This window comes from Methanocalculus sp., from assembly GCF_030651615.1.
Lineage (GTDB): Archaea > Halobacteriota > Methanomicrobia > Methanomicrobiales > Methanocorpusculaceae > Methanocalculus.
The window spans coordinates 1-9,511 of sequence record NZ_JAUSCG010000120.1 but is presented as its reverse complement, the minus strand read 5'-3'; the positions used below and the strand labels follow the sequence as shown (position 1 = coordinate 9,511).

General features: G+C 50.4%; 7 protein-coding genes and 1 pseudogene. 4 read left to right on the top strand and 4 right to left on the bottom strand.

Annotated elements, in window-relative coordinates; genetic code table 11:
* From Q7V06_RS05405 to Q7V06_RS05395, 3 genes are all read right to left on the bottom strand, one after another.
* Window positions 1–1,767: PAS domain S-box protein (locus tag Q7V06_RS05405; RefSeq protein WP_304839175.1), on the bottom strand; the 1,767-nt coding region annotated here is incomplete at its 3' end.
* Window positions 1,686–2,129: a response regulator gene (locus Q7V06_RS05400; protein WP_304839173.1), complete on the bottom strand. Its 444-nt coding sequence runs from the start codon at window positions 2,127–2,129 to the stop codon at window positions 1,686–1,688. The genes Q7V06_RS05405 and Q7V06_RS05400, both read right to left, overlap by 82 nt.
* 196 nt (window positions 2,130–2,325) lie before the next feature.
* A complete protein-coding gene (locus Q7V06_RS05395; protein WP_304839168.1) occupies window positions 2,326–5,448 on the bottom strand; it encodes a PAS domain S-box protein in 3,123 nt (1,040 codons plus the stop codon).
* Between the two features lie 241 nt (window positions 5,449–5,689).
* Between Q7V06_RS05395 and Q7V06_RS05390 the strand changes: the two genes are divergently transcribed.
* The 4 genes from Q7V06_RS05390 (at window position 5,690) to Q7V06_RS05375 (ending at window position 8,860) form a co-directional block, all read left to right on the top strand.
* Window positions 5,690–6,664: a PstS family phosphate ABC transporter substrate-binding protein gene (locus Q7V06_RS05390; RefSeq protein WP_304839166.1), complete on the top strand. Its 975-nt coding sequence runs from the start codon at window positions 5,690–5,692 to the stop codon at window positions 6,662–6,664.
* Window positions 6,664–7,458 carry a response regulator gene (locus Q7V06_RS05385; protein ID WP_304839163.1) on the top strand — a complete coding sequence of 265 codons (795 nt, stop codon included), beginning with the start codon at window positions 6,664–6,666 and terminating at the stop codon, window positions 7,456–7,458. Before Q7V06_RS05390 ends, Q7V06_RS05385 begins: the two co-directional genes overlap by 1 nt.
* Window positions 7,459–7,537: 79 nt before the next feature.
* Complete coding sequence (locus Q7V06_RS05380) at window positions 7,538–8,023, top strand: Hsp20/alpha crystallin family protein (protein WP_304839160.1); 486 nt, start codon at window positions 7,538–7,540, stop codon at window positions 8,021–8,023.
* 51 nt (window positions 8,024–8,074) lie between these two features.
* The gene (locus tag Q7V06_RS05375; RefSeq protein WP_304839156.1) at window positions 8,075–8,860 is read left to right on the top strand and encodes a CBS domain-containing protein; all 786 of its coding nucleotides are present in this window, start codon (window positions 8,075–8,077) and stop codon (window positions 8,858–8,860) included.
* Between the two features lie 15 nt (window positions 8,861–8,875).
* Here Q7V06_RS05375 and Q7V06_RS05370 read toward each other — a convergent pair.
* Window positions 8,876–9,511: pseudogene (locus Q7V06_RS05370) on the bottom strand (NDP-sugar synthase); the annotation flags it as partial.

Here is a 9,511-nt window from a genome sequence, read left to right as displayed (position 1 = left end):
CCCGATCGCAACAAAAAATACCGGCAGTGTATCAAGGAGCAGCTGGGTGAACTCCTGCTCCCGTCTTAATGCATCCTCTGATCGTTTCTGTTCGGTGATATCGATGACAATCCCCCGGAGACCTGCAATACCACCATCCCGAAGAATCGGGGATGCATAGACGATGATGGGAAAGATGCTCCCATTTTGCGAAACAGCACGGTATTCATTCGCTATACTCCCCTCTCTCTTCCCGGCAACCCCTTCCTGAAAGCTCTCGACCGCTCTCAACAGATCATCCGGATGGATCATGGAGAGGGCATTCAGCCCTGCATCAAAATCCTCTCTGGTATATCCAAACAGCTCAAAAGCCATCCTGTTTGCATAGGTGAGTCGCCCCTCCGGATCGGTCTCATAGATCGCCTGTGGCAGAAGCTCTGTAAGCTCCCGGAACCTGCTTTCACTCTCAAGAAGGGTCTTCTCAATCTTCTTGCGTTCAGTAATATCCTGTCCGAGTGCGATCGTTGCAGTGATCCTCTTCTCATCACCGATCTGAATATTCGCTGAGTTCCAGAGGACCGTTCTGATCGTACCATCGCGTGAGAGGATCGGTATCTCCACAGCATTCCAGACCTCACCTGAGATCGCCTGCTGAATCAGCTTCATTGAGGCATCCTCTGAATCCTTCGGAAAGAGCATCCGGAGGTTCTTCCCGATCGCCTCATCTTCAGGTATCCCCGTTAACTTCTGAATTGCATAATTAAACCGAGTGATTTCTACATCCCGATTCCAGACGATGATCGGTCCGTTTGCATGGTTGAAGAGCCCCTCCAGAAACTCATTTGACTCTCTCAGCTCCTGTTCCGTCCTGGTAAGGGTCTCCATCTGATGACGGAGTTCCTCCTCGGTTGCGGCTATCTCTTCGAAAGCGGCAGAGAGTTCGTCAAGTTTCTGATGTACCTCCTGCTCAGCTTTCTTCCAGTCGGTGATGTCCCGGATCGCTTCGATGGCACCGATCAGTTCTCCATTGCTGTTATACAGGGCAGAGGCAGTGAACCAGAGGGTGGCGCCGGCACCCTTCCTGAGATGGGGGATGGTGATCTCTGAGAAGAGTGTGTCATTGCGCCGTGTTATGAAGGGGTACTTCTCTGCTATTGCAGGATCATCTTTGAACACCAGATCGATCAGGAGAGGACGCCGTTCATGATAGAATGGGATAGCATATTCATAGTCCCCTTTACCGAGGATATCTCCGGATACTACCCCGGTCATCTCTTCCATCGCTTTATTCCATTCGATCACCCTTCCCTCCGTATCAATGGCGAAGGTCGCATCCGGGAGGAAGTTAATGATATCGGCCTCGCGACGCTGAAAGTCTCTGATACTCTCCTCTGCTCTCTTCCGCTCGTCAATAAACCGGGTGGTGGTGATGATGCCATTCACACCAGGAACCCCGATGAGGTTCACTGCGATCGATTCTGCCCAGATATATGAGCCGTCTGCTTTCCTGATCCGAAATTCTGTGGGATCACCGGAATTTGTTCTCAGATAAACGGTCCGGATTTCTTCGGTTACGCAGTTGAGATCATCAGGATGAATATATTCAAGCGGGCTTCTCCCCAGAGTCTCACCGGGTTGATAGCCGAGTATCCGCTCTGAAGCTCCGGTATCAAAGATGATTTTCCCTTCAGAATCGAGGATTCTGATCATATCGGAAGCATTCTGAACGATCGCCCGGAAACGCTCCTCACTCGTGGCAAGTGCGATATCATCCTGCCTGAGCCGCACCGCCTGTCTGATCTTATGCACGAGTTCGGCAAACTGTGATCTCGTTCCCCCCCTTTCTGGAGGTAAAAGTCTGCACCCTGGTTCAGTGCCTCAATAACAACCTCTTCACGCCCTTTTCCGGTGAAGATGATGAATGGTATGGAATCTCCGGAGGAGCGTACCGCTTTCAAAAATGCGAGCCCGTCCATCCCCGGCATCTGGTAATCTGAGACGATAGCATCATAGCTCATCGTCTTCATCGATTCAAGGGCTATCTCAGCTGACTCTGCTGTGTCGACATTAATATCACTATCCTTCTGAAGAAAGAGTCGTCCGATCTCAAGGAGTCCCGGCTCGTCATCGACGTACAGAAGATTAATCATGCCCTTCTCCTGGATAGGGCGGGATATCTGAAGGGTATGTCGCCAGGATACTGTATCCCGTCTTCTAATCCTCGGGAATACGTATGTGGATGATAAACTTCTGTTCGGGATGAGTGGGGAAAAACCCCATGCCCCTCAAACATCTGCATACTGCTACATGCAGTTTTATCATGATATATTTTTGTGAGGCTGGATATCAAGTGCCAGCTTCGTATCCTGATCTGATCACTCGCTCAAGGAGGCAGATAAGATCCCGGCCACGATATGGTTTTTCGAGTACTGCAGAGAATCCGTACTCCCGGTATGATGACATCACCGGATCATCAGAGTATCCGGAGGAGACGATTGCACGGATATCCGGAAACTCTCTTCTGAGATTATTCATCGCCTCTTTCCCACCCATTCCGCCGGGGATGGTCAGATCCATGAGAACTGCATCAAACCCTCTCCCCTCCTCCTCTCTCTCTCGATAGAGTGCAATCGCCTCATCACCGTCTCTTGCGACTGCGACCTCATATCCCCGCTGTGTCAGGATAACCGATGTGATATCAAGGATCGCTTCATCATCATCCATCACCAGTATCGATCCCCCATTCACCACCTCGTCCTGCAGTGTACAGGTTGTACATGGTACCTTTTCCCCGGATGCCGGGAGGTAGATAGAGAATGTCGTTCCTCCTCCCTCCTCAGATTCGACATCGATTGTACCCCCGTGCTTATTGATTATTGAGAGGCATGATGCCAGTCCAAGTCCGTTTCCGGTCTTCTTTGTGGTAAAGTAGGGATCAAAGATCCGCTTCAGATTCTCAGGGCTGATCCCACAACCCTGATCGGAGACCGAGATGAGGAGATACTTCCCTGCCGGATGAGTTACTGTATCCTCTGATAACGTTCTATTCTTCGCAGTAACGGTGATTATCCCTCCATCCCGCATCGCCTGATTCGCATTGATGACGAGGTTGCTGATCACCTGACTTATCTGCCCGGAGTCGACATCAGCGGTAGAGAGATGAGGATCAATGGTAATCTCAGCTTTTGAGGAGGTTCCCTGAAGAACAAACAGTGTCGTCTCTTTGATCAGCGTTGAAATATCCGTCGTCGCCTTCACAGGTGCACCCCCTTTTGCAAAGGTGATCAGCTGCCGGGTCATATCACGGGCCCGGAGTGTCGCCTCCTCGGCACGCTCTATGCGTTCAAGGGCAGATGACGCCTCAGGGAGTTCCATCCGTGCAATCATCAGATTCCCGGTGATCGCTGTGAGGATGTTATTGAAGTCATGTGCGATACCTCCGGCAAGAAGGCCGATAGATTCGAGTTTCTCAATTTTGATCAGCTCCTCCTCATGACGTTTCCTCTCAGAGATGTCACGGATAACAAGGACGCATCCGATCGTCTCTCCGCTTCTGTCACTGATCGGAGCTGTCGAGAACTCAATTGGGTGGGCAGTCTCTTTCGATCCTTCCAGGTACAGTCCTTTTGAGAGAGTGATTGGTCTGCCCTCTCCCATTGCCTGCTGTAAGAATGTGTTTATATGAATCCTCTCCCCCTCTTCATTGCTGAGGGTGAGAACGGCATTGATCTCCTGATGTATCAGGAGATCCGGACTACTCCCGATCAGATCTGCTGCAGGATTGTTGATCAGAATAATCTGTGATTTCATATCCGTCGTGATGACGCCGTCTGTGATGGAAGAGAGTGTAACTGCAAGGCGTTCTCTCTCAGCAGCGCTCTCCTCCTCCGCAGCAGTCCTCTTCTCGATCTCAGTAGTGAGATCATGGTTGATAGTAGATAGTGCAGCTGTACGCTCCCTTACAAGCTCTTCAAGATGGTTGCGGTACCGGGATAACTCCTCCTCAACCCTTCTCTTCTCGGTAATGTCTCGGGCAATTCCAAAAGAACCGATGGACTCCCCATTCATGATCCTCGGCTGAGTATGGAGATCGAGAACCCGTTCTCTTCCGGTCTTCGTCTGGATGATCACCTCAGATGACTGGGTGCCATGCTCTTCATCATTGCGGTCAGAGGGGAGGAGCAGTGAGATCGGTCTTCCGATCATCTCTGCCTTCGTATATCCCGTCAGGAGTTCAGCCATATTGTTTGTACTGGTGATCAACCCATCCCTGTCGGTTGTAAAGATCATATCATGAGCATCGTTGAAGAGATGGCGGAACCGCTCTTCGCTCTGTTTGAGGAGATCCTGCGATCTCTCAAGGGAGTCGAGCATCCGATCCACAGCTGATGCGACCTGTGCAATCTCGTCCTCACCTCTGAAATCGACCCTCTGGGAGAGGGACTGACCTTTTCGGATCGCTGTGATCCTGGTATTCAGCAGACTGAGCGGTGAGAGGACGGTCTTCTCCATGAGGATCATCGTTACCGCACCGCTGATGATCCCAAGAAGGACGAGTGAGAGGAGTGAATACTGGATTGCTGACTGCCCATTTTTAAAAATATCCCGTGGCATCTCGACCTTCAGGGTAAGTGCCGGATCTCCATTGAGATCATAGAGGTGCATATATCCGGCAACGGTGTGATCATTAAGAGGACTGACAGAGATCGAATCTCCCTCAAGAAGTAGGGACTGTGCCTCACGGATGTCAGAGGGAAGGTTTGGATTATGGTTTTCAAAGACCGATAGTACCAGATCCGTCTGGGATGAGAGTGCCTTCATCTCAACCGAGTCGAGGTATCGTCCGACGAGAATGGTACCGGATGGTTCTGCAGCTCCTCCCCGTCTGATGGCGGAAGTTGCGATGAGCATCGGCCCTGATCCGAGTACCAGTATGCCTTTCTGATCAATTATACCATGCTCAGAGATCTGCGAGAGGAGACTTCGTGGGGTCGGCATCACATGGCCATAATCCAGATTAATATATTTATGGTTCAGAATCTCCCCATTCCGGTCGATGAAGAGGATGATATTGAGATTGGCTCCGGTGAACTTTTCATCACTGAATACCGACTGAAAGTATGCGTGGTCGCGTGACTCGATGAAGGTGTTCGTCTCCTCTGCACGTGCCCAGGTGAAGGCGATCGCTTCCAGTTTTGCGATCTCTTGATTCATCGCATTCTCAGCACGCTCGACATTTTGTATGGTTGCCCCCTCCTCAAGAGCAGCAAAACCTCCCATCACGATCATCTGAGAGGAGATGAAGAGGAGTACCGTCATGATACAACATGAGATCCCGATCGAAAGGAGTGTCCTGATCCGGAGTGAACGGGGGAGTGCATGGTGGAGACCATCACAGACCCCGGAGAATCGGCTTAACCACCAAAAAACGATACCCTCTCCGATATGCATGGTTCTCTCTTCTGACATCAACCGGATACTGAACCTCGAACCCGCATCAACGCTCTTGTCAGAGAATATAGTGGTCGGACCAACATTCGGTCTCTCTGATATCTATAGAGGTCTCTTTACCTTCGATATCTCTATGCAGAGATGCTAAGCCGGTCTGGTGATATGGTATACACTGGCCAGACGATCTGGCAGCAGTCAGGAGGGGACCAGGTATATGAGTATATTGGGGCAGAGGAATATTTCGTGGTTAATTGCAGTTGTGCTGATTGTAGCAGGTCTTCTCCTGCTTGCTACACTCTATTTTGCAATAGTTGGTGTCGGGTCAGAGGAGGAGGATGCGGTGTCTGGTTCTCATTCGGTTGTGGACTTCACCATAGCCGGATCCACAACCGTTCAGCCGGTCTCTGAGATTCTGGCAACAGTCTATTCGAGGTCACATCCGGGTGTCATCATCAGAGTCGATGGTGGCGGCTCAGGCACCGGTGTCCGGAGAGCTGCATCAGGTGAGGTTGCGTTAGGAGCACTATCACGGCCTCTTCTTGATGAAGAGCGGATGACGTATCCAGGACTTCTGGTTCATCAGATTGGGGGGTCAGGTATCGTTGTCATTGCAAGCAGGGATTACCCCGGTGATATCATCACCTTCGAGGGGCTGCAAGCCCTGTATAATGATGAAGATGATGATGTATCTGCAATGCAGGAGATCCAAAATATCCGGGTGGTCGTCCAGAGACAGGATCAGTCCGGGACAGAAGAAGTCTTTGCGAGCTGGCTATTCCCCGGAAAGAAGGTGGTGGATGAGTCACTCCGGACCTTGGATCGAAGTGCTCATGGGTTGATTGCCAAGCTGGAGATGGAAGGGAATGCTGGTGTCCTCAAGGCCGTCAAAGAAGCATCCGGCGCCATCGGATTTGTTGACTTTGGGTATGCCGAACATGATCCCGGGGTGAAGATACTCCGTATCCTGGATCAGGGTGCAACGATACCGTTGCCTCGGCAGAGTTCTGATATCCGATCATCCATTCTGCATGAGCTCCGTGATGAAGGATTGAATGAAGAGCAACAGTATATCCCCGGTCTTACCCGGCCTCTCTCCTATGTCACGAACGAAACACCGGATCCGGAGGTTGCCCAATTCATCGCATTTGTCAGATCCTCTGATGCCAGGCGATATTTTAATGAGATAGGGTACTTTTCGATGGATGAGATTAACGAGAATAGTGCGGTGAAATGATGGAGACGACAGAGATTCTTATTGTAGAAGATGATCCGCTGATCAGACAAGTACTTGAGATCATGCTCAGGAAACTTGGGTATTCGATCTGCGGCACAGCCGCAAGTGGTGAAGAGGCGATCATGCAGGTGGTCGCGACGAACCCTGATCTGGTTCTGATGGATATTGGTCTGAACGGAGTGTGTGATGGCATCATCGCTGCAACGCATATCTTCGAGTTCTTCTCAATACCTGTCGTCTTCAGCACCGGACATTCGGGAGGGGAGTTTATTGAACGGGCAAAGGTTGCCCGGCCATTTGGTTATCTCACAAAGCCCTTCAATGACCGTGAACTCTATAGTACGATCGAGATAGCACTCAATTCGTATGAGATGTATATCGATCGATTCGGTAAAAAGGGGCGCAAGCTTCATGAACTCCTTCATCTTGATGAAGGTCTCCTCTTCCTTGATACCGAGGGTCGTATCGTCTTCAGCAATCCCTATGCTGAACATCTGATATCTCTCTCCCATCAGGATGCATTCTTCAAATATATCGGAGAGGTGATCAATTATGAACCGGCAGCATCAATGGTCGGTGAGCAGTTGACCCTCTGGGACCGCATACGCGAGAGCATCGCAATCGGCACCGGTCACGATATGATCATCAGGATGAGCGGCGGTAAAAAAAGGATGGTGCATATGTCGGTCATCTCAAGAAAGAACTGTCGGGGGACGACCATCGGCTATATCATCAAGCTTGAGCAGAAATTTGGGGAGTACAGGCCCTTATCCCGAAGAGCACAGGCAAGCTGATCTTATAAGAAATTATATATGGTAGTTTAGACTAACAAAAGGTTAGCCATACGGAAGATATGGCACGGAGGGTTAGATTATGGTATGGAATAAGCGAAGATATCCATTCGGATCGATCGGCCGTGAAATCGATGAGATGATGTCGGAGATGGAATCCCGGTTCCAGGATATGTTCTCCGGCAGCCAAACGCTTCTGCCTGAAGCGGGGGGTGTTAGTGACCGCCTTATGCCTGCAATTAAAGGAGAGTTCAGGGTCGATGTCTGCGACCATAATGACGAGTTGGTCATCGTAGCCGACATACCCGGCGTTCAGAAGGAGGATGTCCGCATCCGGCTCTTTGATCCACGAACGCTAGAGATCTCTTCTGAGCGTAGCAGTGAGAAAAAGGAGGAGGAAGAGAATTATTTCATGCGGGAGAGGATCTTCGGATCGATGTGCCGGAGGGTACGGCTTCCTGTCGATGTGGTTCTTGAGGGTGCAAAAGCAACCTTCACAAACGGAGTTCTTGAAATCCGTCTGCTGAAGAGTCCGAAAGAGGCGGGACAGTCGATTCCAATCGAATAAATCTTTTTTTTACCGATGCTTTGATGGTGTTTTGTGAAGAATAGAGTACCGATGGAGAAGAAACGGGTCAGTGATTATATGACCTATGATGTCGTGACGGTCGAAGCTGAGGGTACTGTAAAGGATGTTATCGCTCATATCCGTTCGACTCATCATGACGGATTCCCTGTTATCAGAGGGAAGAAGGTTGTCGGGTACATTGCGGCTCGTGATATCATCGGGGTGCATCCTTCCACAAAGATAGGAGAGATCATGTCGCGCCATCTGATCGTAGCCGATCCGGAGATGTGTATCACCGATGCAGCCAGGGTCATATTCAGATCAGGGATACAGAAACTGCCGGTGATCGATGAGAAGAACGAACTCGTCGGGATCATCTCAAATGCCGATGTTATCCGCTCCCAGATCGAGCATGTCTCACCAGAGAAGGTCTTCAACTTCATGACAACCCTGAAGAAACTCTATGGAATTGAGCCGACCCTGGAACGTGGAATGGTTCCGGTGGATAAACTCCGTCCAACTCAGGCGAAGATCTATCAGGATGAACTTGAAGGGCGGATGTATGAGATTAAAAAAGGGCTGGCTGAGCCGGTCATCGTCGTTCGGAGACCTGGAAAATGGATCATGGTGGATGGACATCACCGGGCAATTGCGGCAAAGAGACTGGGCATTAAAAATCTTGATGCATATATCATCACCTTCACCGAAGATATGGAACTTGGGCTTGAGCGAACAGCGCAGAGTATGAAACTATTCACTCTTGACGATATTCAGGTGATGGATTACGCGCGGCATCCGCTTGTCGCCATAACCCACCGTCTTGTTCCTCACGATTAACCGGTTAATCCCCGGTTATGATCCCTCACATCTGGTATCGAAGGTGTCATTAAGGACATATTCCTTCACAACTTCCCCTTCTTTAACATTCACCTCAGGCCAGAGCCGTGTGCGTGAATGAACGACCACACCTTCCCTCAGGATGGCGCGAGGTCCGATGACGGTATCATGTTCGATCGAACAGTGATCTCCGATGGTCACATCATTATCTATGATACTCCCACTGATGGTTGAACATGTCCCGATGCTCACTCCGGAGTAGATGGATGAAGAGAAGATCTTCGCCCGGTTATTGATGATGCAGTTGTCCCCAATGGAAGTATACGGGCCGATGATGACATCCTCCCCGATGTTCACACCTTTCCCGACAGAAACAGGTCCGATAACGCGTGACCGTGCTCCAAGGGTGATCAGGTCTCCAAACCTGACCGGGCCGGTGATCTGTGCATTATGTACGTTGAGTGTCCCCTGAATGGTGGTGATCCCAACTTCATTCAGCTTCCACCGCTCTGCCTGCCTGAGCATCGAAGGAGATCCGACATCAGTCCAGTTACCTCTGGCAAGCCATCCCTTCAGTGTATGGCCCTGATTCATAAGCGAAGGGAAGAGATCACGGGCAAAGTCAAACTTTCTCCCTGTCGGGATGTGGTC